The following is a 21,455-nucleotide window of genomic DNA, read 5'->3' as shown; positions in this document are numbered from 1 at the left end:
GGACGAGACACCGGCTCGATCCAAGCCCCCGGGCCCAACCTTAGTCGCTTCGAGCGACCACTTGCCGCGAGGCGAGCATGGCGGGTCGGTGTCACCAACGTAAGACTGTGGCCCCCACCTCCGGTGGGGGCCACAGTCGTTGACGGGGCGTCAGATTCAGCGCAGCAGCGCCGGGACCCCGGCCGCGTCCGGCAGGTCGTCCGGGCCGGACAGCACGGTCAGGCGCTGCGTGGCGCGGGTCAGCGCCACGTAGAGCACCCGCAGGCCGGCCTCCGACTCGCCGGCGATGCCGGTCGGATCGGCGACCACCGTCGCGTCGTACTCCAGCCCCTTGGCCTCCAGGCTGCCCAGCGCCACCACCCGCTCGCCCAGGTCCGCGATCCACTTCCCGGCCTCGGCCCGGCGGTCCATCGGGACCACCACCGCCACCGTGCCGTCCACCTCGCCCAGCAGCCGCACCAGCTCGGCCCGCGCCCCGGCCGCGAAGGCGGCAGGCCCGGCGTCGGTGACGGCCGCGAACCGCGGCTCGATCCCGGTGGAGCGCACCGCGGTCGGCGACGGGGTGCCCGGCGCCGCCAGTTCCAGCACCTTGGCCGCCACCTCGGCGATCTCGGCCGGGTTGCGGTAGTTCACGGTCAGCGTGTGGCGGCGGCGCGGCTTGCCGGACAGCACCTCGTCCAGCGCGCTCCTGGCCTCCTCGGGGAACGGCCAGGAGCTCTGCGCCGGGTCGCCGACGATGGTCCAGGTCGCCATCCGGGAGCGGCGGCCGATCATCCGCCACTGCATCGGAGTGAGGTCCTGCGCCTCGTCCACGATCACGTGCGCGTACTCGGTCCGCTCCACCGGCACCGCTATCCGCTGGCGGGAGGTGCGGTCGGCGTAGGTGGTCACCTCGTCCAGACCGGTGAGCAGGTCGACCGCGTCCACCTCGCGCACCTTGGGCCGGGCCGGCTCACCGAGCAGCAGCTGCAGCTCGTCGATCAGCGCCACGTCGTGCGCCGACAGCGCGCCCCGGCCGCGCTCGTCCAGGTGCCGCCAGGAGCCGGCCAGCAGCCGGGCCTCGTCGGGCGTCACGGCGCGCCGGGCGATCCGGTTGATGTGCTTGCTCTGCCGCAGGGTCGCCAGCACCTGACGCGGGGTCAGCGCGGGCCACCAGGCGTTCAGGAAGTCCAGGAACGGCGCCTCGTCCGAGACGTACTCGTCGAAGCTCTCCTTCTGGTCCTGACGCTGCTCGCGGGAGAAGTGGTCGGTGGGCGCCGGCAGGTGCCGGGTGGCCTCCGACCACAGCGCGTCCAGCAGCAACCGGCGGGCCCGGGGGCGCAGCAGATTGAGCGGGGTGCCACCGCTGCCGATCACATGGCCGCGCACCGTGCGCAGCCGGCCGGCGTCCAGGCGCACCACCTCGCCGCGCGCCACCACCCTCAGCTCGGTGGGCGCACCGCCCGCCCCCGAGCCGCCGACCGGCCCTTCGAGGGCGGCCCGCGCGGCCCGGCGCAGCAGCTGGACCATCCGGGCCGATCCCTTGACCCGGGCCGCCTCGGGCGTGTCGTAGCGCTCGGCCTCGATGCCGTCCACCAGGCTGCCGACCGCGCGGATGGCCACCTGGCCCTCCTCGCCGAGCGAGGGCAGCACGCCCTCGGTATAGGAGACCAGCAGCGGGGTCGGGCTGACCACCAGGATCCCGCCGGCGTAGCGGCGCCGGTCCTGGTAGAGCAGGAAGGCCGCGCGGTGCAGCGCCACGGCGGTCTTGCCGGTGCCGGGGCCGCCGGTGACCAGGGTGGCGCCCGCGGCGGGCGCCCTGATCACCTCGTCCTGCTCCTTCTGGATCGAGGAGACGATGTCGCGCATGGTGTGGCTGCGGGCCCGGCCGAGCGAGGCCATCAGCGCGCCGTCGCCGATCACGGCCAGCTCCTGGCCGCCCAGGGTGGGGGCCAGGTCGGGGCGCAGCAGGTCGTCCTCGACGCCGATCACCTTGCGGCCCTTGGAGCGGATCACCCGGCGGCGCAGCACCCGGCCCGGCTCCAGCGGGGTGGCCCGGTAGAACGGCGCGGCGGCCGGCGCCCGCCAGTCGATCACCAGCGGGCCGTACTCCGCGTCGAGCACGCCGAGCCGGCCGATGTGCAGCGTCTGCGCGACGTTCTCATCGGTCGGGTCGAGCGGGGTGAAGGAGGGGATGCCGTGCTCTTCGGGGGCGTCCGCCTGCTGGAGGTCGATCCGGCCGAACAGGAAGTCCTCGAACTCGTTGTTCAGCCGATTGAGGTGGGTTCCGGCCCGGTAGACCTGGGCGTCCCGCTCGGCGAGCGCGCCGGGTGTGCCGACCTGGACCCGCCGGGCGGCGTCCTCCAGGACGTACTCGGCCTCGGCGAGCTTCTCTTCCAGGCGCCGGTACACCGTGTCGAGATGCCGCTGCTCGCCGGCGATCTCGCGCTCGCGCAGCCCCTCGGCCGACGCGTTCGCGGCGGTGGCCGTCGTGATGGTCGTGGTACTGGTGCTGGTGCCCGCTGGTGCCGTGCCGGCCTCGGTGGTTGCGGCCGCGTGCTGCCTGCCGTGCGCGCCCAAGGAATCCCCTGTCGTACGTCTCGTCTGCTGGTGGGAGAAGACCGCCGTCCAAAGTCGGCGGACGGACGATCCTACTCCCGGACCCCGGCCGGAGAAACACGAAGGCCGCCTTCCGTCGAGGAAGGCGGCCCGCATGCACATGGGATGGTGGAGATGCCGGGAATCGAACCCGGGTCCAGTGGAGTGGATTCAGGACTTCTCCGAGCGCAGTCCGCTGTGCTTTTCTCGGCCCTGGCAGTCACGCGGACAAGCCGCCAACGGGCCCAGCTACTGTTTGATTTCCCATCCGCCCCCGTAACCGGGGCGGACGGTTCAGTTCCCTAAATTATGCCAGGGTCCGGGTCGGGAACTCCCCGGTCTGACACCTTGGCTACTCGCTGCTCAGGCAGCGAGCGCGAAGGACTCGCGCTTAGAATTGGCGATTATTTTTTTGCGACAGATGGTTAACGAGATCATTGCCGCGTTCCTCGGCTCGCTTCTCCTGTTTCGACGTCCCCTGTCGAAACCGATCATCCCCATGTTTTTTTAAGAAGGTACAGCCTTTTGAGAAACAACCCCGGGCGATCTTCATCTCCCGGTGGTGCTCCGCCCATGGTACGCGCCCGGTTTGGCGCGGTCCAGCCGATTACACCTTCGGGGGCGCCGTGGACGCGCCCGCGGCGGGCGCCGGTGCCTTCGGGGCGGGCACCGGCACCGGCTTGCCGGTGTGCGGACCCGGGGTGCCCAACTGCTGGGAGAGCCAGGGCAGCGCGTCGGCGAACGCGGCGGAGGCGAACTGCCAGACGTGCCGGCCCGGCTGCACGGTCTGCTCGCACCTGATCCCGTCCTTGCGCGCGGCCGCCGCCAACTCCTTGCCCTGGGCGGTCTGCCGGCTCTCCTGGTCCCCGCTCTCGAACCAGCCGGCGGTGTCGCGGTACTTGGCGTGGTGCGCCAGCACGGTCATCGGGTCGTGCGCCGCCCAGGCCGCCGCGTCGCCGCCGTACAGCTTGTCGATGGTCTGCTGCTTGTCCCCGGCGTTGGGACCGAGGTCACCGGAGATGTCCTCGAAACGGGTGAAGACCCCGGGGTGCTCGACCGCCAGGTCGATCGCACAGGTACCGCCCATCGACCAGCCGACCACTCCCCACTTGCGCGGATCGGTCGCGGTGTCGAAGGTCTTCTCCACATAGGGCGGAATGTCCTTCACCAGGTGTTCCTCGGCCATCCCGCTGGGCCCGTCCACGCATTCCGTGTCGACCTTGAATCCGCCGGTCGCGTCCGCGAAGACCAGCACCGGGGCGAAGCCGCCGTGCTGCGCCGCGTACGCGTCCGCGGTCTGCACCGCGTCACCGGCCCGCACCCAGTTGTCGGGGGCCGCGTACTCGCCGCCGATCATCTCCAGGACCGGCAGCTTGGGGCGGGTCTTGCTGCGGAACCAGGCCGGCGGCAGGTAGACCAGCTCCTGGCGATGGGCGAAGCCGCTGGCGGTGTCGGGTATGTCGACCTGCACGATCCGGCCGGTGTCGGTCTTGCCGGTGACCGAGCCGAGCTGGTCGAGCGTCACCTGCTGGGGCAGCGGGGCACCGCTGAGCTCACCGATCGCGTCGTCCAGGGTGGGGAAGTAACCGGTGGACGCGTTCAGCGCGTTGGCGCCCGCCACCACCGCGAGCAGCCCGGCCAGCGGCGCCACCGCGCGCCGCCACCAGCGCGCCGAGCGCCAGCCGGCCACCAGCACGGTCAGCGCCAGCACGGCCGCGCCCAGCCAGAACCAGAGCGCGCGCGGCAGCGGGTCGGTGACCCCGCCCACGGTGACGGTCAGCAGCCCGAGCAGCGCGGTCAGCGCGGCGGCTGCGCCGACCGCCAGCGGCGCCCGGCGCAGCCGCCAACGGCGGTCCCGCCAACCGATCGCGACGAGCAGTGCGGCAGCGGCCGCGAGCTGGACGGTCCATGGGAACCAGCCGTCCAACAGGGAGACGTTCATGCCGCGATCGTACTGATTCGTCCTTGGACAAATACCCGCTGACCAGGGCAGCTCACCCGGTTGGGACCAAGCTGCTACAGAACGCGCACAATCAGCCCTGCCGACGGCGCACCGCGGCGACGGCGCGGGCCGTCTCCCGGGTGTCCTGCTTCTCGCGCAGCGTCTGGCGCTTGTCGTAGAGCTTCTTGCCGACCGCGAGCGCCAGCTCCAGCTTGACCCGGCCGTCCTTGAAGTACAGCGAGAGCGGCACCAGGGTGTGGCCGGTCTCCTTGGTCTTCGCCTCCAGCTTGCGGATCTCCATCTTGTGCAGCAGCAGCTTGCGCTTGCGCCGCGCGGAGTGGTTGGTCCACGTCCCCTGGGTGTACTCGGGGATGAAGACGTTGTCGATCCACACCTCGCCGGCCTGGGTGTAGGCGTAGCCGTCCACCAGGTTGGCCCGGCCCTCGCGCAGCGACTTGACCTCGGTGCCGGTGAGCACCATCCCGCACTCGTAGGTGTCGAGGATCGTGTACTCGTGTCGCGCCTTCTTGTTCTGCGCGATCAGCTTCTGTCCCTTTTCCTTTGCCATAGCACCGGCCATTCTCGCATCCCGGGCAGCCGCTCGGCAGCCGGTTTACCGGTGGGCCCCGCTACCGGTGGGCGCCGGCCGTGCCGAGGCCGTCGAGCACCCGCAGGGCGAGGGTGTCGGCGGTCAGCGGGTCGCCGGCCCGGACGTCGGGGAGCAGGCCGGTGCCCTCCGGGGAGTGCCCGGCCGGGGTGAAGTAGCGGCCCACGGTGAGCTCCAGGACCGAGCCGTCGGGCAACCGGCTGGGTTGCTGCACGGTGCCCTTGCCGAAGGTCCGGCTGCCGACCAGCACCGCCCGGCAGCGGTCCTGCAGCGCGCCGGCCAGCAGTTCGGCGGCGCTCATCGTGCCGCCGTCGACCAGCACCACCAGCGGGGTGGCGGTGTCCCCGCCGGACGTGGCGGTCAACTCCCGCCGCTCGCCGCCGACCAGGTAGGAGGCGACCGGGCCGCCGTCCAGGAAGGCCGAGGCGGCGGTGACCGCTTCGGCCACCAGGCCACCGGAGTTGCCGCGCAGGTCGAGCACCGTGCCGCGGGCGGGGGCGTGCCGCAGGGCCGCCGCGATCTGCTCGCCGACGCCGGTGGTGAAGGCCCGGGCGGTGATCCACAGCACCCCGGGGGCGGGGTGGTCCACCGCGACGTCCTGGGCCGCGAGCACGGTGCGGCGCACCGTCACCTCGCGTGGGGCGGCACCGGGGACCTGCACCGTGAGCCGCACCACGGAGCCGGGCCCGGCCGCGGGTCCGGCCGCCGCGGGGGTGTCGGGGCGGCCGCGCAGCCGGGCCACCACCTCGGTCACCGGCAGCCGGTCCACCGGTGCGCCGTCCACCGCGAGCAGCCGCTCACCGACCCGCAGCCCGGCGGCCTGGGCCGGTGAGCCCGCGGTCAACTCGGTGACCAGCGTGGCGCCGTCGTCCTCCCGGTCCACAAAGAGCCCGGTGCCCAGGTACTCGCCGTCCAGGCCCTGGGCGAACGCGGCGTACTCCTGCGGGCTGTAGTAGGCGGCCCAGCGGTCGTCGCCACTGGCCACCAGGCGCTCGGCCTGCTGCGGGGAGAGCGCCGAGGCGCCGGGCCCGCCGACCGCCGCCGCGTCCGCGGCACTCCAGCGGCGCGGGGCGGCGGCGGGCCCGACACCACCCCAGGCGCCCACCGCGGCGCCGCCGAACAGCACCGCGCCGAACAGCAGGCTGAGGGTGGCGCCGTGGCGTGCCCGCCGCCAAGTCGCGCTCATGGACCGGAGTGTAGGCGCCCTTCCCTAGACCTTCAGGTACTTGCGCAGGGTCAGGAAGGCCGCCACCGCCGCCATCGCCATACCCGCCACGATCAGCAGCGGGATCACCTGCAGCACCGAGGAGAGCCCGATGAAGTGGATGAACTGGACCCTCTTGGCCAGCCAGTTCTGCACGCCGTAGTTGCCCAGCAGCAGCAGACCGGAGGCCAGCACCGCGCCCAACAAGGCGGCGAACGCCGCCTCCGCGATGAACGGCATCTGCACGTAGAAGTTGGAGGCACCGACCAGGCGCATGATCCCGGTCTCGCGCCTTCGGCTGAACGCCGAGACCCGGACCGTGTTGACGATCAGCAGCAGTGCCACCGAGAGCATCAGCACCATGATCACGAAGGCCGCCGTCTGCAAGCCGTTGAGCAGCCCGAAGAGGTTGTCCAGGATCTGCCGCTCGTCCTCCACCGAGCGCACGCCCGGATGGCCGGCGAAGGCGCTCTGGATCACGTCGTAGCGGGTCGGGTCGCTCAGCTTGACCCGCCAGGAGGACGGGATGGCGTCGGCACCGAGGACGGAGACCAGGCTGTTGTCCGGGTTCATGTCCTTCCAGTGCTTGTACGCCTCCGCCTGGGTCTCGAACGTCTTGGACTCGACCAACGGCTGCAGCTTGTCCAGGCCTGCCGCGACGTCGGCGATCTGCTGGTCGGTGGCCGCACCGTTCGCACACTGCGGGGCGTTCTTCGCGTCCGCCTTGGTGCAGAAGTAGATGCTGACCTCGACCTTGTCGTACCAGTACCCCTTCATCGAGTTGACCTGGTCCCGGACCAGCAGACTGGCCCCGGCGAGCGCGAGCGAGAGCGCGACGCTGACCACGACCGCGATGGTCATGGTCAGGTTGCGGCGGAGACCCACACCGATCTCCGACAGGATGAACTGGGCGCGCATGAGCTTCTTCTACTCCAAGGTGAAGGCTGGTGGACCGACGGCGGGGCGGGAGCCGGCTAGTGCTGGTATCCGTAGACGCCGCGGGCCTGGTCGCGGACCAGCAGCCCCTTGTCCAGTTCGATCACGCGCTTGCGCATCTGGTCGACGATGGCCTGGTCGTGGGTGGCCATCAGCACCGTGGTCCCGGTGCGGTTGATCCGGTCCAGCAGCTTCATGATGCCGACCGAGTTCTGCGGGTCCAGGTTTCCGGTCGGCTCGTCAGCGATCAGCAGCATGGGGCGGTTGACGAAGGCTCGGGCGATCGCCACGCGCTGCTGCTCACCACCGGAGAGCTCACCGGGCATCCGGTCCTCCTTGCCGCCGAGGCCGACCAGGTCGAGCACCTCGGGCACCACCTTGTTGATGGCGCTCTTCGGCTTGCCGATGACCTCCAGCGCGAACGCCACGTTCTGCGCCACGGTCTTGTTCGGCAGCAGGCGGAAGTCCTGGAAGACGGTGCCCAGTTGGCGCCGCATGTGCGGCACCTTCCAGTTGGACAGCTTGCCCAGGTCCTTGCCGAGCACGTGCACCTCGCCGGTGCTGGGGCGCTCCTCGCGCAGGCACAGCCGCAGGAAGGTGGACTTACCCGAGCCGGAGGAGCCGACCAGGAAGACGAACTCGCCCTTCTCGATCTCCAGCGAGACCTCCGACAAGGCGGGGCGGTTCTGCTTGGGATAGGTCTTGGAAACGTTGTCGAATCTGATCACGGCTGCATCACGGAGGCCATCCTAGGCGGAACGGCTGAGGAGGCGGACAACTTCCGTAACCCGATCGTTACTTCAGTCCAAGGGGGCCCGCTGGTCGCACCGTTCCTGGGTCGGTCCCGCCCCCGCGAGTCGCCCGGGGCGGGCGGCGGAAGCGGCCGAGGCCACTCCCTTGGCTCGGGACCATACGCGACCCGACCCGCGCCGCGCAGGGAGCTCCGGCGAAGGAAGCTGGCGGATTGTCCGCTCTTGCGGAGAAATGCCGGGAAAATTGCGAGCCATTTCACAGTGGGTTCGGGGTTTCGCGGTCACCTTGTCACCAATGTGATGATTGAGGGAGAAGTCCCTGCCCGGGTTCCCCGGCCCGGGCGCCGGATGCCCCGGAACCTGGCAGAGTAGAGGCAAACCGCGATGCCGCGGCCCGCGCCACTCCGCCACCCGGGTCAGGCACGGGAACCATCGGGCCCCCCGGTGCGTTGGCAGTAGCAGCAAGGAGGAGATCGCATGACGTGCGACCATCTGGTGTGCGCCAACTGCGCCGGCCGCGTGAGCGAGGGCCGCTGCCCGGTCTGCCGTGCCCAGCGCGCCCGGCTGCAGGAGCAGCAGAGTCCCTTCGCCGCACTCTCCCCCGCCACCCTGCTGGCCCTGCTGGTCGCACTGCTGGCCGTGGCGATGATCTGCCGGCAGGCGCTGGCGTAGGCACCGAGCACCCAAGCAAGACAGTGGAAGGGCCCGGACGCTGGCGTCCGGGCCCTTCCACTGTCTTTGCCGACTCTTTGCCCAGCTGTCCGCTCGGCGGCCGGTCGTCCTACTGAGCGGCCTCGCTCTGCTTGCGCCAGCGGATGCCGGCCTCGATGAAGCCGTCGATGTCGCCGTCCAGCACCGCCTGCGGGTTGCCGACCTCGTACTCGGTGCGCAGGTCCTTGACCATCTGGTACGGGTGCAGCACGTAGGAGCGCATCTGGTTGCCCCAGGAGCTGCCGCTGTCCTTGAGCGAGTCCATCCGGGCCTTCTCCTCCTGGCGGCGCCGCTCCAGGAGCTTGGCCTGCAGGACGTTCATCGCCGAGGCCTTGTTCTGGATCTGCGAGCGCTCGTTCTGGCAGGAGACCACGATGCCGGTCGGCAGGTGGGTGATCCGCACCGCCGAGTCGGTGGTGTTGACGCCCTGGCCGCCGGGGCCGGAGGCGCGGTACACGTCGATCCGCAGCTCGCCCTCGTCGATGTCGACGTGGTCGCTCTGCTCGACGACCGGGAGCACCTCGACGCCGGCGAAGGAGGTCTGGCGGCGGCCCTGGTTGTCGAAGGGCGAGATGCGCACCAGGCGGTGGGTGCCCTGCTCGACCGAGAGCGTGCCGTAGGCGTAGGGGGTCTTCACGCTGAAGGTGGCGGACTTGATGCCGGCCTCTTCGGCGTAGGAGGTGTCGTAGACCTCGGTCGAGTAGCCGTGCCGCTCGGCCCAGCGCAGGTACATCCGCATCAGCTGCTCGGCGAAGTCGGCGGCGTCCACGCCACCCGCCTCGGCCCGGATGTTGACCAGGGCCTCACGGGCGTCGTACTCGCCGGAGAGCAGGGTGCGCACCTCCAGCTCCTCGACCGCCTTCTTCACCGAGGACAGCTCGTTCTCGGCCTCGGTGCGGGTGTCGGCGTCGCCCTCGTCCTCGGCCAGCTCGAACAGGATCCCCACGTCCGCGATCCGGCTGCGCAGGTTCTCCACCCGGCGCAGCTCGCCCTGCAGAAAGGAGAGCCGGCTGGTGACCTTCTGCGCGTTCGCGACGTCGTCCCAGAGGGCGGGGGCTGCTGCCTCCTCCTCCAGACGTTCGATGTCGGCCCGGATCTTGTCCAGGTCGAGGACGGCCTCGATCGACCCCATGGTCGTTTCGAGGTTCTTGAGCTCTTCGGAAGGATCGACGGCTGCCACGCCACCAGCCTAATGGTTAGCGCGGGGCACTGGGACCGGCCGGTAGCCCCGTGCTCGCGGCGGGGCCCGCCACCGCCGCCGCGCCGCGGGTGAGGGGGCCGCCCGAGTGGTGGTGCCCGCCACCCCCGAAGGCGGTGAAAGCGGCGATCGCGCCGGCCAGCAGCAGCACCACGGCCAGCAGTACCGCGAGCTGGCGCCGGCGGCGGACCAGCGCGCGGCGCCCGGCCCCGCGGTGGCCGGCGGCCGGGGCGGAGCGCTGGGCGCGCGACTCGGCGGCGTAGCCGGCCAGCTCCTGGGCGGAGGGGCGGCGCAGGCTGGTGTGGGTGTCCCGGGTGGAGTCGGGGGCCGGGGTGGGGACCAGCGGCACGGCCGGCCCGCGCCGGCGGCGGTGGGTGCCGGGGCCGGTGTCCGCCTCGGCGTAGACGGCCTCGGCGGGGGTCAGCGCCTCCTCGGCGGGCGCACGGTCCTGGGCGGGCAGCGCCAGCGGCGGCAGGCCGGCCAGGGCGGGCAGCTGCTCGCGCAGCCGCTCGGCCAGCTCGGCGGCGCGCAGCCGGGAGGCCGGGGCCTTGGCCAGGCACTCCGCGATGATTCGCCACAGGCCGTCCGGCAGCCCGGGGACCGGCGGCACGCTCTCGGTGACGTGGCGGCGCAGCACCGCCCCGGTGTGCCCGCCGCCGAACGGGGTGAAGCCCGCCAGCAGCTCGTACAGCACGGTGGCCAGCGCGTAGATGTCGACGGCCGCCCTCGGCTCCAGCCCCTCGATGATCTCGGGGGCCAGGTAGTCGGGGGTGCCGATGATCCGGGTCGCCCTGGTCCGGCGCGGGGCGTCGACCAGCCGGGCGATGCCGAAGTCGGTGAGCTTGGCCCGCGGCGCACCGCCGGGGCCGGCCGGGGCCGCGAGGTCGAGCATCACGTTCTCCGGCTTGACGTCCCGGTGCACGATGCCGGCCGCATGGGCCGCGGCCAGGCCGTCGGCCACGTCCGCGATCACCGAGACCGCGGCCTGCGGGGCCAGCACGCCCTCGCGCTCCAGCCGGGAGCGCAGGTCGGTGCCGTGCACCAGCTCCATCACCAGGGCCAGGTCGTCGCCGTCCACCACCATGTCGCGCACCCCGACCACCCGGGGGTGGTCCAGGCTGGTGAGCGCGGCCCGCTCCTGGACGAAGCGGCCGACGAGCACCTGATCGGTGGCCAGGTCCTCGCGCAGCAGCTTGACGGCCACCGGTCCGTCGGGTCCCTCGCCCAGCCACACGGTGCCGGCGGACCCCCGGCCGATCACCTGGTGCACGGTGTACCGGCTGCCGATCTTGCGTGCCAATGCTGCTCCGTGGGCGGCGGGAGCGTTCCCGGGACGTCGCGGGGGTCCGGGAACGCTCGTGAGGTCGGTGCGTCACCGACCAACCTACGCGCCCCGGACCCCTCCGCGGGACCTCGATGCCGTCATATGTCGACAAAGAGTCAATGCCGACCGCTCCGTGGCGGTCCGTCAGTTCCCGGTGACGGAGTGCCAGGTGCTGCTGATCCAGCTGGTGGTGGAGGAGATCGTGGTGTGCACGTCGGTCCAGTAGCGCGGCAGCGGCGTGAAGTTCCACAGCGCGATCGCGGCCACCGCCAGGATCAGCAGCACCATCAAGCAGCCCTTGAGGCAGCCCAGGCCCGGGATGTACATCCGGTTGCGGCTGCGCGGGCGCGGCTCGCGGCGCGGCCTGGCCTCGCGCTCCGGCTCCGGCTCGCGCTCCCGGGGCAGCGGCGGCTCGGGGCGGCGCGGCGGGAGCGAGGGCGGGGCCTGGCGCTGGGCCGGCTCGCGGTAGGCCTGCTCGCCGCTGTAGCGCGGGTCGGGCTCGGTGTACCCCTGCCCGGCGTACGGGTCCCGCCGGCCGCCGGGCGGCTGCTGCGGGCGCCGGGCCTGGTACGGCGGCGGGGCCACCGGCGGGCGCTCGGCACGGCCGTAGCCGCCGCGCCCCTGTTCGGTGCCGCCGTAGCCGCCGTGGCCCTGCTCGCCCCGGTAGGGCTCGCCCCGGCCGGCCGGCGGCGGGTAGCCGCCCGGCCGCGGCTGACCCTGCGGCGGGTAGCCGTAGCCGCCGCCCTGGTAGGCCTGCGGAGCCTGCTGCGGCTCGAACTCCTCGGCGGCGAAGACCTGGGTCTGCTGGTTGCGGTCGCGGGCCGCGCGCAGCTGGGTCTGCCAGGGGTGCGGGGCCTCCGGCTGCGCGGCCGGGCCCGCCGCACCCGGGCCCGCGGCCATCGGGCCGCCGGAGGTGCTCGGCATCAGCCGGGTCGGGTCGGCGCCCGGCAGGGGCGGGCCGACCGGGGCCCCGGGGGCGCCGTGCGGCATCACCTGGGTGGCCGCACCCGGGTCGTACTGCGCGGTCAGCAGCTGGGTGGCCGGGTCCGGCTGGGCCGGGGCGCCGACCTGGGCGCTGCCCGGCAGGGTGCTGCCGGGGCCGGTCCCCGGCACCTCGGCCGGCTGCGCCTCGGGCACCAGCAGCGCGCCCACGGCGAGTGCGGCGTCCACCGCGGCCGGCGAGGCGTGCACACCGATCCCGGCGGCCACCACCCGCAGCGCGTGCGCCAGCGAGGTGGCGCTCGGGCGCTGGGCCGGGTCCTTGCGCAGGCAGCGCTCGACCACCGTCCACAACGGCTCGGGCATGCCGGGCGGGCGCGGCGGCTCCTGGGTCAGGTGGGCCTGGAGCACCTGGAGCGCGCCGTCGCCCTGGAACGGCGCCCGCCCGGTGACCAGCTCGTAGAGCATGATCCCGGCGCCGTAGATGTCCACCGCCGAGGTCTGCGGGCGACCGCTCGCCGACTCGGGGGCGACATAGGCGGGGGTGCCGACGAACTCGCTGGTGCGGGTGATTCCCGGGGAGTCGGCCAGCCGGGCGATGCCGAAGTCGGTGAGCATCGGGTGCAGCTGCTCGCCCTGACCGTCCGGGTAGCTGCTGGCCAGCAGCACGTTGGCCGGCTTGAGGTCGCGGTGCACCACGCCGTCCGCGTGGCTGACCGCCAGCGCGTCGGCGATCTGGGCCATCAGCAGCGCCGCGGCGATCGGGCTGAGCGGGCCGTTGCTGCGCAGGTAGCGGTAGAGGTCGGGACCGTCCACCAGGTCCATGACCAGGGCCAGCAGCTCGCCCTCGACCACCAGGTCGCGCAGCCGGACGATGTTGGGGTGGCTCAGCCGCAGCAGCACCGAGCGCTCGCGCAGGAAGCGCAGCACGATGTCCTGGTCGGCGGCCAGCTCCTCCTTGAGCACCTTGACCGCGACCTGCTGGCCCGGCTGCAGGTCCGCCAGTCCGGCGTCCTCGCGTACCCGCCCACGCCAGACGGTGCCCATGGCACCACGCCCGATGGTCTCCTCGAGCAGATACTTGCTGCCTACCGGCCGCACCTGGTGCACTCCTTGCCCTACCGAGGCCTACCGTCGCCACTGGGCGATAGTCCGTGTGTGCGGCAACTCTAACGGTGCCCACCAAACCCCAGCCCGACGACTGGCCACCGCGGGTGGGCCGCGGTGGCCCGCCGCGGCCGGATCGGGTGGTCCGGCACCGCCTTGACCTGAGTCCTCGTCGGCTCCACCATGGCGATGATCACAAGATCGTCAAATCCGGTACGGTGCGCGGACTGTCAGTCCCGGGTGGCAGGATGACGCCTAGGGCCTGAAGGCCCTGGCACTCCTGCGGTCCAACACTCATCACGAGCAGAGGGGAACCCCGGGCGAGATGCAGATCCGGCTGACGGTCCTCCGACCCCGCGCGGGCGCGGGCGTGCCCGCACCCGCCACCGATGTCCTGGTCACCGCCCCGGTCGGCACGACCCTCGGCTCGCTCGCGGTGGCGCTGGCCGGCGCCGTGGGCGTGCGCGGTGCACGCAGCGCCACCCATGTGCACCTGTACGCCGGGTCCCAGCGGATCGACGAACGCACCTCCCTCGGCCACCCCCCGCTGCTCGACGGCGCGGTGCTCGCGCTCGGCGAGCCCGATCCGGACGCCGACGAGCCGCCCGCCGGGCCCGCCGCCGAGCTACGGGTGGTCGGCGGCCCGGACGCCGGCGGCGTCCACCGCCTGCACGGCCGCCAGGTGCGGGTGGGCCGCTCCAGCGAGGCCGACGTGCCGCTCGACGACCCCGACGTCTCCCGGCTGCACCTCGCCCTCCAGCTGGCCGGCGACGGCACCGTGACGGTGCACGACCTCGGCTCGACCAACGGCACCGCGCTGGACGGCCGGGGGCTGGGCGAGGAGCCGCGTGCGCTGACCGAGGGAGCGCTGCTGCGCCTGGGCGAGTCCACCGTGACGCTGGCCTGCGCCCCCCGCGCCGAGCAGGCCCGCGCCACCGTGCCGGACGGCCTGGGCCACCTCCAGGTCAGCCCACCGCCCCCGGCCCGGCCCAGCACCCCGGTCGCCGAGCAGCCCGAACCGCCCGCGCCCAGCGGAGCCGGCCGCACCCGCTCGCTGCTCGCCCGTCGGCTCGGCCGCTCCCCCGCGCCCGCCCCGGGCGCGCCCGCCGCTGCCCGTGACGCCGCCCAGCAGCACGCCCAGGCCCGTGAGCGCCAAGCCACCGCGCTGCGCGAGCGCTCGCCCGACCCCGCCACCCTGCTGCTCAGCGCGCTCGGCCCGGGCCCGCGCCTGTGGGAGCGGGTGCCCGCCCACCCGGACGCGCTCACCCTGCGCCTGGGCACCGCCGATCTGGCCGGCGGCCCCGGCACCACCCCCGGCACGGTGCTGCCCGCCGTCCCGGTCACCGTCGACCTGCGCCGGGCCGGCAGCCTCGGGGTGGCCGGGCCGCGTCCGCGGCTGCTCGGGCTGGCCCGGGCACTGCTCGCCCAGCTCGCCACGCTGCACCCGCCGAGCGGGCTGAGCCTGGTGGTGGTCAGCGCCGACGAGCGGCAGCAGGCCGAGCGGCGTACCGCCGACTGGGCCTGGTCGCTCTGGCTGCCGCACCTGCGCCCGGGCCACGGCCAGGACTGCCGCCTGCTCTTCGGCCTGGACCCCGCGCAGGCCGAGCAGCGCCTGGCCGAGCTGGCCGAGCGCGCGCCCGAGGAGACCGCACAGCCGGCCACCGTGCTGCTGGTGGACGGCGATCCGGGCTCGCCCCGGGCCCGCCAGGCGCTGGAGCGGCTGCTGCGCCACGGCCCGGCCGCCGGCGTCTTCCCGCTCTGTCTGGCCGAGCGCCCCGAGCAGCTGCCGCCCGGCCTCGGTGCCACCGCCACGGTCACCGGCGAGGTGGCCACCCGGCTGACCGTCGTCTGCGGCGAGCAGCGCACCGAGGAGGTCGCGCTGGACGCCGTCTCGCCCGCCTGGGCCGAGCGGCTGGCCAGGGCACTGGCCCCACTGCGGGAGGCCGCACCGGTCTCCCGCGGCCCGCTGCCGGAGGCGCTGCGCCTGCTCGACCTGCTGCGGCTGGACACCGTCACGCCCGCCAAGCTCTCGGCCCGCTGGGACGACCTGCCCAGCACCGCCGGCACCGCCGCCGCGCTGCTCGGCACCACCAGGGACGACCTGTGCACGGTCGACCTGGCCGGCTCCGAGCTGACCGGCCCCGGGCACCTGCTGGTCGGCGGCGCCCGCGGCGCCGGCAAGAGCGAGCTGCTGCGCACCCTGGTCGCCTCGCTGGCTGTCGGCGAGCGCCCGGACCGGCTGCACGTCCAGCTGATCGGCGGGCGCGACGCGGGCCTGGCCGCCTGCGCCGAGCTGCCGCACGTCACCGGCCAGTTGGACGCCGCCGACGACCCGCGCCGGGCGCTGCTGACCGCCGAGGCCCTGCAGGAGGAGCTGGCCCGGCGCGAGGTGCTGTTCGCCGGGCGCTCCTTCCCGGTCTGGTTCGCCGAGCAGGCGCTGACCGCCCGGCCGGCCGTGATCGGGCAGCCGCGCAGCGCCGGGGCGGCGCCCGCCCGGGCCCCGGTGGCCGCCGTCGCCGGCCCGTCCACCACCGCCGGTGCGGCCCCTGCCGCCGGCACCGTGGTGGCCGACGCGCCCCCCGTGCGCCTGATCGTGGTGGTCGACGACTACGACGCGCTGCTCTCCCCCACCTCGCCGGCCGGCCGGCCGCTGGCCCGCGCGCTGGCCGCCGTCGCCCAGCGCGGCGCCCGGCTGGGCGTGCACCTGGTGGCGGCCACCAGCCGCCCGGAGCTGAGCGCGGGCAGCGAGCTGGCCGAGGCCGCGCAGTGGCGGATCGCGCTGCGCACCGACCACCCCGGCGACTCCGAGCTGCTGGTCCACGTCGACGACGCGGCCGCGCTGCCCGAGCAGACCCCGGGGCGCGGCTATCTGCGCCGCCCCGACGGCGCGGTGCTGGCCTTCCAGACCGCCCGGGTCAGCGGCCGGATCCCGCGCACCGCCACGCTGCGCCCCACCGTGGTCGCCGTCGACCCGGCGCAGCTGGGCGCCCCGCCGACCCGCCGCCCGGTGCGCGAGCTGGGCAACGGCCCCACCGACCTGGCGCTGCTGGCCAGCGCGCTGCAGCGGGCGGCCCAGGGATAGCCGCCCGACCCGCGGCAGAGCGAGAGCGGACGCGGGTCGGGCGGGAGCGGACGCGGCAGGGCGAGCAAAGCGGCGGGGCCGCACCCGAAGGTGCGGCCCCGCCGTTGTCCACGCGACGTCAGCGCATCGAACCGGTGCGCAGCAGCGTGCGGATCACCCGCATGGCCACCGAGAGGCTGGACAGCGCGTAGGTGTCCGATCCCCTTATGTCGTCCAGCGTGGTCTGCGCCCGGCTCAGCAGCGTGCTGTTGAGCTCGGCCCAGGCGCCGTAGCGCTCCTCGCTGTTCGCGGTCTCGCCGCCGCAGGCCAGCACGTCAGCGGTGAGCTGGGCGTGCGCCGCGAAGAGGTCCTCGCGGATCGAGGTGCGCGCCATCGAGGACCACCGGTCGGTGCGCGGCAGCTCGATGATCCGGTCCAGCAGGTGCGTGATGCCCAGGCGGTCACCGAGGTCGTAGTAGAGGTCGGCGACCTCGGCCACGTCCTTGCCCGAGCGGTCCGCGACCTCGGTGATGTCCAGGGTCGGGAACACCGAGGAGAGCCCGGCGACCCGGGTGGCCAGCGCGTCGGGGACGCCCGCCTCGGTCAGCTCGCTGTGGATCTTGTCGAACCAGGCCAGGTTCTCGCCGCGCAGCGGCTTGGGCAGGCTGGTCCACACCTGGTCCACCCGCTGCTGGAAGAAGGCGATGGTCGAGGCGATGTCCAGCGGCTGGCGGCGGTTGTTGAGCATCCACCGGGTGGCCCGCTCGACCAGGCGACGCGAGTGCAGGCGCATCCGGGTGGCGATCTCGGCCGGGATCCGGTTGTCCAGGCCCTCGACCTCGTCCCAGATCTTTTCCAGGCCGAAGACCGCGCGGGCCGCGGTGTGAGTGCGGGCGATCTCCTCGTAGGTCGCCCCGGTCTCCTCGCGCAGGCGGAAGGCGAAGGTGCAGCCACCGCGGTTGATCGTGTCGTTGACGATCAGGGTGGTGACGATCTCCCGGCGCAGCGCGTGGTTGTCCACCGCCTCGGCGAAGCGCTGGCGCAGCGCGTTCGGGAAGTACAGGTGCAGGGTGTCGCGGAAGTACGGGTCGTCCGGCAGCCCGGTGGCGAGCAGCCCGTCGGCCAGCGTGATCTTGGTGTAGGCCAGCAGCACCGACAGCTCGGGCTGGGTGAGCCCGAAGCCGTTGGCCTGACGGTCCTTCAGCTGCTTCTCGCTGGGCAGGAACTCCAGCCCGCGGTCGAGCTGGCCGTCGGCCTCCAGCCGGTTGATCATCCGCGAGTGCACGTTGACCATGCTGTGCGCCTGGGCCACCGCGTTGGCCAGCACCACGTTCTGCGCGTAGTTGTTGCGCAGCACGAGCCGGCCGACGTCCTCGGTCATCTCGGCCAGCAGGACGTTGCGCTGCTTGACCGTCATGTCGCCCTCGGCGACCACCTGGTTGAGCAGGATCTTGATGTTCACCTCGTGGTCCGAGGTGTCCACGCCGGCCGAGTTGTCGATGGCGTCGGTGTTGATCCAGCCGCCCACGCCGGCCGGGCCGCCGCTCTGGGCGTACTCGATGCGGCCCAGCTGGGTGCAGCCGAGGTTGCCGCCCTCGCCGATCACCCGGGCCCGGATCTGGTTGCCGTTGACCCGGATCGCGTCGTTGGCCTTGTCGCCGACGTCCGCGTTGGTCTCCCGCTCGGCCTTGACGTAGGTGCCGATGCCGCCGTTCCAGAACAGGTCCACCGAGGACTGCAGGATCGCCTTCATCAGCTCGGCCGGGGTGAGCTTGGCGACCTCGATGCCGAGCGCCGCGCGGACCTGGGGGCTGAGCTGGATCGACTTGGCGCTGCGCGGGAAGACCCCGCCGCCGGCCGAGATCAGCGACTTGTCGTAGTCGTCCCAGGAGCTGCGCGGCAGGTCGAAGAGCCGGCGCCGCTCGGCGTAGGAGGTGGCCGCCTCCGGGTTCGGGTCGAGGAAGATGTGCCGGTGGTCGAAGGCGGCCACCAGGCGGATGTGCTCGCTGAGCAGCATGCCGTTGCCGAACACGTCACCGGACATGTCGCCGATGCCGACCACGGTGAAGTCCTCGGCCTGGGTGTCGACGCCCAGCTCGCGGAAGTTGCGCTTGACGGACTCCCAGGCGCCGCGCGCCGTGATGCCCATGCCCTTGTGGTCGTAGCCGGCCGAGCCGCCGGAGGCGAACGCGTCGCCCAGCCAGAAGCCGTACTCCTCGGCCACGCCGTTGGCGATGTCCGAGAAGGTCGCGGTGCCCTTGTCGGCGGCGACCACGAGGTAGGTGTCGTCCTCGTCGTGGCGGACCACGTCGGCGGGGTGGACGACCTGGCCGCCCTTCAGGTTGTCGGTGATGTCCAGCAGCGCCGAGATGAAGGTCTTGTAGGACGAGATGCCCTCGGCCAGCCAGGCATCGCGGTCCACCGCCGGGTCCGGCAGCTGCTTGGCGACGAAGCCGCCCTTGGCGCCGACCGGCACGATCACGGTGTTCTTGACCATCTGGGCCTTGACCAGGCCGAGGATCTCGGTACGGAAGTCCTCGCGCCGGTCGGACCAGCGCAGACCACCGCGCGCGACCTTGCCGAAGCGCAGGTGCACACCCTCGACCTGGGGCGAGTAGACCCAGATCTCGAAGGCCGGGCGGGGGGCCGGCAGGTCGGGGATCGCGTGCGGGTCGAGCTTCATCGACACGTACGGGTGCCACTGGCCGTCCGCGGCGCGCTGGAAGAAGTTGGTCCGCAGGGTGGCCTTGATCAGGTGCAGGAAGGAGCGCAGGATGCGGTCCTCGTCCAGCGAGACGACCTCGTCCAGCGCGCCGGACAGCTCCTCCAGGATCCCCTCGGTCAGCTCGTCGGCGCCCAGCTGGTGGCTGGGGCTGAGCCGGGCCTCGAAGAGGTTGACCAGCAGGCGGGTGGTGTGCGCGTTGTTGCGCAGCGCGTCCTCGACGTAGTCCTGCGAGAAGGTGCTGCCGGCCTGGCGCAGGTACTTGGCATACGCGCGCAGCACGACCGCCTGGCGCCAGTTCAGGCCCGCGGTGAGGATCAGGCCGTTGAAGCCGTCGTTCTCCGCGCGGCCGGTCCAGGTGGCGGCGAAGGCCTCCTGGAAGCGCTCGCGGGCCTCGTCGGTCAGCTCGGTGCTCTCCCGCAGCCGCAGGCCGAAGTCGTAGACCCAGGCCGTGGTGTGGTCCGAGCGGCGCAGCGCGTAGGGGTGCTCGTCGAGCACCTCGACGCCCAGGCGCTGGAGCACCGGCAGCACCTCGGTCAGCGAGATCGGGCCGCCGACCCGGTAGACCTTGAAACGGCGCTCGTCGTCGCCCGCGCCGACCGGCTGGTAGAGGTTGAGCCGGAAGTCGCCCTCCGCGCCCAGCGACTCGATCTGCTTGAGGTCGGCCACCGCGGTACGGGCGGTGAAGTCCGCGCGGTAGCCGTCGGGGAAGGCGTTGGCGTACTTGTGCGCCAGCTCGGCGGCCCGCTCCTCGCCCAGCTCCAGCAGCAGCTGGTCGTTGAAGCCGTCCATCCAGAACCGGGCGGCCTCGGCCAGCTTGGCCTCGATCCGCTCGACCTCGGCCTCGGTCAGCTCCGGCAGCTCGCTGCCCGGGGCGACCCGGACCACGAAGTGCAGCCGGGTCAGCACCGACTCGGTGGACCAGACCGTGTAGTCGATCGCCGCGCCGTTCAGCTCCTGCATCAGGATGTCCATCAGGCGCAGCCGGATGCGGGTGGTGTAGCGGTCGCGCGGCAGGTAGACCAGCGCGGAGAAGTAGCGGCCGTACTCGTCCTGGCGCAGGTAGAGCCGCAGCTTGCGGCGCTCCTGGAGGTACAGGACGCTGGTGGCGATCTGCTGGAGCTCCTCGGCGGGGGTCTGGAAGATCTCGTCGCGCGGGAAGGTCTCCAGGATCTGGAGCAGGTCGCGGCCGTCGTGGCTCTCGGCGGTGAAGCCGGAGGCGTCGACGACCTCCTGCACCTTGCGGCGCACCACCGGGATCCGGGTGACCGACTCGGTGTAGGCGGCCGAGGAGAACAGGCCCAGGAAGCGGCGCTCGCCCACCACGTTGCCGGCGGCGTCGAACTTCTTCACGCCGACATAGTCCAGGTAGGCCGGGCGGTGCACGGTCGAGCGCGAGTTGGCCTTGGTCAGGACCAGCAGCTTCTTCTCGTGCGCCTTGGCCCGCACCGGGGCGGACAGGCGGCCGAAGGACTCGCTGACCGGGTGGTGGTCGGTGTCCACGCTCAGCGGGTCGGAGCGCAGGATGCCGAGGCCGGTGCCGGGGATCGCCCGCAGCACCTCCTCGCCCTCGTGCTCGACCAGGTCGTACTCGCGGTAGCCGAGGAAGGTGAACTTCTCGTCGGCCAGCCAGCGCATCAGCTCCCAGGCCTCGCCGACCTCCTGCTCGGGCAGGTGGGCCGGGGGCTGCTCGGCGAGCTCGTCGGCCAGGCGCAGCGCGGAGGTGCGCATCTTCGCCCAGTCCTCGACCACCTCGCGCACATCGCCCAGCACCCGGCGCAGGTCGGCCTCGATCTGGCGCAGGTCCTCGCGGTCGCTCTCGCGGTCGATCTCGATGTGCATCCAGGACTCGACGGTGGCGTCCGCGGGCCACTCGGTGCCGGCGGCCTGGCTGCGCGAGCAGGCGTCGATGTCGAGGATCTCCAGCAGCTTGCCGGTGATGTCACGGCGCACGATCAGCTGCGGGTGGATGACCAGGTGGATCGCCCGGTTCTGGCGGGACAGCTCGTTGGTGACCGAGTCGACCAGGAACGGCATGTCGTCGGTGATCACCTCGACCACCGTGTGGCCGCTGGACCAGCCGTTCTCGTCGACGGTCGGGGTGAAGACCCGGACCTCCGCGGTGCCCTGGGGACGCTTGAGCCCCAGCCGGTAGTGCGAGGCGGCCGCCCCGTAGACGTCGACCGGGTCGCGGTCGACCAGGTCCTCGGGGGCGGTGTGAAGGTAGTAGTGGTGCAGGTACGCGGTCAGAGCGCCGTTGCTGAGACCCTCTCCGGGCGCCGCTCCCCCCACCTGGCTGTGCTCGGCGGCGGCGGCCGCCTTGACGAGCAGTTCGGCCTTCGCCGCGTCCAGCTTGGTCTGCATGGCTGTTTGGC

12 protein-coding genes and 1 other RNA gene are annotated in these 21,455 nt (G+C 72.9%); 2 read left to right on the top strand and 11 right to left on the bottom strand.

The features are described 5' to 3' along the window. Nucleotides 1–156: 156 nt before the first annotated feature. The 7 genes from ACFZB9_RS25935 to ftsE form a co-directional block, all read right to left on the bottom strand. Nucleotides 157–2,694, bottom strand: a complete 2,538-nt coding sequence (locus tag ACFZB9_RS25935) for a HelD family protein (RefSeq protein ID WP_391450933.1) — start codon at nt 2,692–2,694, stop codon at nt 157–159. A 10-nt stretch (nt 2,695–2,704) separates the two neighbouring features. Then, nucleotides 2,705–3,076, bottom strand: a transfer-messenger RNA (tmRNA) gene (gene ssrA / locus ACFZB9_RS25930). Between the two features lie 108 nt (nt 3,077–3,184). Next, a complete protein-coding gene (locus ACFZB9_RS25925) occupies nt 3,185–4,519 on the bottom strand; it encodes an alpha/beta hydrolase (RefSeq protein WP_391450931.1) in 1,335 nt (444 codons plus the stop codon). Nucleotides 4,520–4,610: 91 nt separating this feature from the next. Beyond that, on the bottom strand, nt 4,611–5,087 hold the full coding sequence (smpB, locus tag ACFZB9_RS25920) for an SsrA-binding protein SmpB (RefSeq protein ID WP_327067167.1): 477 nt from the start codon (nt 5,085–5,087) through the stop codon (nt 4,611–4,613). Nucleotides 5,088–5,148: 61 nt separating this feature from the next. Continuing rightward, on the bottom strand, nt 5,149–6,312 hold the full coding sequence (locus tag ACFZB9_RS25915; protein WP_391450928.1) for a S41 family peptidase: 1,164 nt from the start codon (nt 6,310–6,312) through the stop codon (nt 5,149–5,151). Between the two features lie 24 nt (nt 6,313–6,336). Next, nucleotides 6,337–7,248 (bottom strand): permease-like cell division protein FtsX, encoded by a 912-nt coding sequence (gene ftsX, locus ACFZB9_RS25910; RefSeq protein WP_391450926.1) that lies wholly within the window; start codon nt 7,246–7,248, stop codon nt 6,337–6,339. 56 nt (nt 7,249–7,304) lie between these two features. Then, nucleotides 7,305–7,994: a cell division ATP-binding protein FtsE gene (ftsE, locus tag ACFZB9_RS25905; RefSeq protein ID WP_145905956.1), complete on the bottom strand. Its 690-nt coding sequence runs from the start codon at nt 7,992–7,994 to the stop codon at nt 7,305–7,307. A gap of 501 nt (nt 7,995–8,495) precedes the next feature. On the opposite strand from ftsE, the gene ACFZB9_RS25900 reads away from it, so the two are divergent. Next, nucleotides 8,496–8,690, top strand: coding sequence for a hypothetical protein (locus tag ACFZB9_RS25900; protein WP_391450923.1), 195 nt, complete (start codon nt 8,496–8,498; stop codon nt 8,688–8,690). A 109-nt stretch (nt 8,691–8,799) separates the two neighbouring features. Here the strand turns inward: ACFZB9_RS25900 and prfB are convergent, their stop codons facing one another. The 3 genes from prfB to ACFZB9_RS25885 all read right to left on the bottom strand — a co-directional run bounded on the left by prfB (nt 8,800) and on the right by ACFZB9_RS25885 (nt 13,291). After that, entirely contained in the window at nt 8,800–9,909 is a 1,110-nt protein-coding gene (gene prfB / locus ACFZB9_RS25895) for a peptide chain release factor 2 (RefSeq protein ID WP_391450921.1), read from the bottom strand. 16 nt (nt 9,910–9,925) lie between these two features. Then, nucleotides 9,926–11,227, bottom strand: a complete 1,302-nt coding sequence (locus tag ACFZB9_RS25890; protein WP_391450919.1) for a serine/threonine-protein kinase — start codon at nt 11,225–11,227, stop codon at nt 9,926–9,928. 168 nt (nt 11,228–11,395) lie between these two features. Then, nucleotides 11,396–13,291: a protein kinase gene (locus ACFZB9_RS25885; RefSeq protein WP_391450917.1), complete on the bottom strand. Its 1,896-nt coding sequence runs from the start codon at nt 13,289–13,291 to the stop codon at nt 11,396–11,398. Between the two features lie 331 nt (nt 13,292–13,622). Here ACFZB9_RS25885 and ACFZB9_RS25880 point away from each other — a divergent pair, with 331 nt between their 5' ends. Beyond that, nucleotides 13,623–16,379 (top strand): FtsK/SpoIIIE domain-containing protein, encoded by a 2,757-nt coding sequence (locus ACFZB9_RS25880; RefSeq protein WP_391450915.1) that lies wholly within the window; start codon nt 13,623–13,625, stop codon nt 16,377–16,379. A 118-nt stretch (nt 16,380–16,497) separates the two neighbouring features. Here ACFZB9_RS25880 and ACFZB9_RS25875 read toward each other — a convergent pair whose 3' ends face one another. After that, complete coding sequence (locus ACFZB9_RS25875; protein ID WP_391450912.1) at nt 16,498–21,444, bottom strand: NAD-glutamate dehydrogenase; 4,947 nt, start codon at nt 21,442–21,444, stop codon at nt 16,498–16,500. Nucleotides 21,445–21,455 lie beyond the last annotated feature (11 nt).

The organism is Kitasatospora sp. NPDC008050 (assembly GCF_042957465.1).
Lineage (GTDB): Bacteria > Actinomycetota > Actinomycetes > Streptomycetales > Streptomycetaceae > Kitasatospora.
Note: the sequence above shows the minus strand (reverse complement) of the source record. Positions and strands in the feature narration are given on the sequence as shown.

What these genes read in the sequence shown, in the direction of transcription:
- ACFZB9_RS25935 (WP_391450933.1), bottom strand. Translation starts at nt 2,694, where the DNA reads ATGCGGGCCGCCTTCCTCGACGGAAGGCGGCCTTCGTGTTTCTCCGGC.
- ACFZB9_RS25925 (WP_391450931.1), bottom strand. Translation starts at nt 4,519, where the DNA reads ATGAACGTCTCCCTGTTGGACGGCTGGTTCCCATGGACCGTCCAGCTC.
- smpB (WP_327067167.1), bottom strand. Translation starts at nt 5,087, where the DNA reads ATGGCAAAGGAAAAGGGACAGAAGCTGATCGCGCAGAACAAGAAGGCG.
- ACFZB9_RS25915 (WP_391450928.1), bottom strand. Translation starts at nt 6,312, where the DNA reads ATGAGCGCGACTTGGCGGCGGGCACGCCACGGCGCCACCCTCAGCCTG.
- ftsX (WP_391450926.1), bottom strand. Translation starts at nt 7,248, where the DNA reads ATGCGCGCCCAGTTCATCCTGTCGGAGATCGGTGTGGGTCTCCGCCGC.
- ACFZB9_RS25900 (WP_391450923.1), top strand. Translation starts at nt 8,496, where the DNA reads ATGACGTGCGACCATCTGGTGTGCGCCAACTGCGCCGGCCGCGTGAGC.
- ACFZB9_RS25880 (WP_391450915.1), top strand. Translation starts at nt 13,623, where the DNA reads ATGCAGATCCGGCTGACGGTCCTCCGACCCCGCGCGGGCGCGGGCGTG.
- ACFZB9_RS25875 (WP_391450912.1), bottom strand. Translation starts at nt 21,444, where the DNA reads ATGCAGACCAAGCTGGACGCGGCGAAGGCCGAACTGCTCGTCAAGGCG.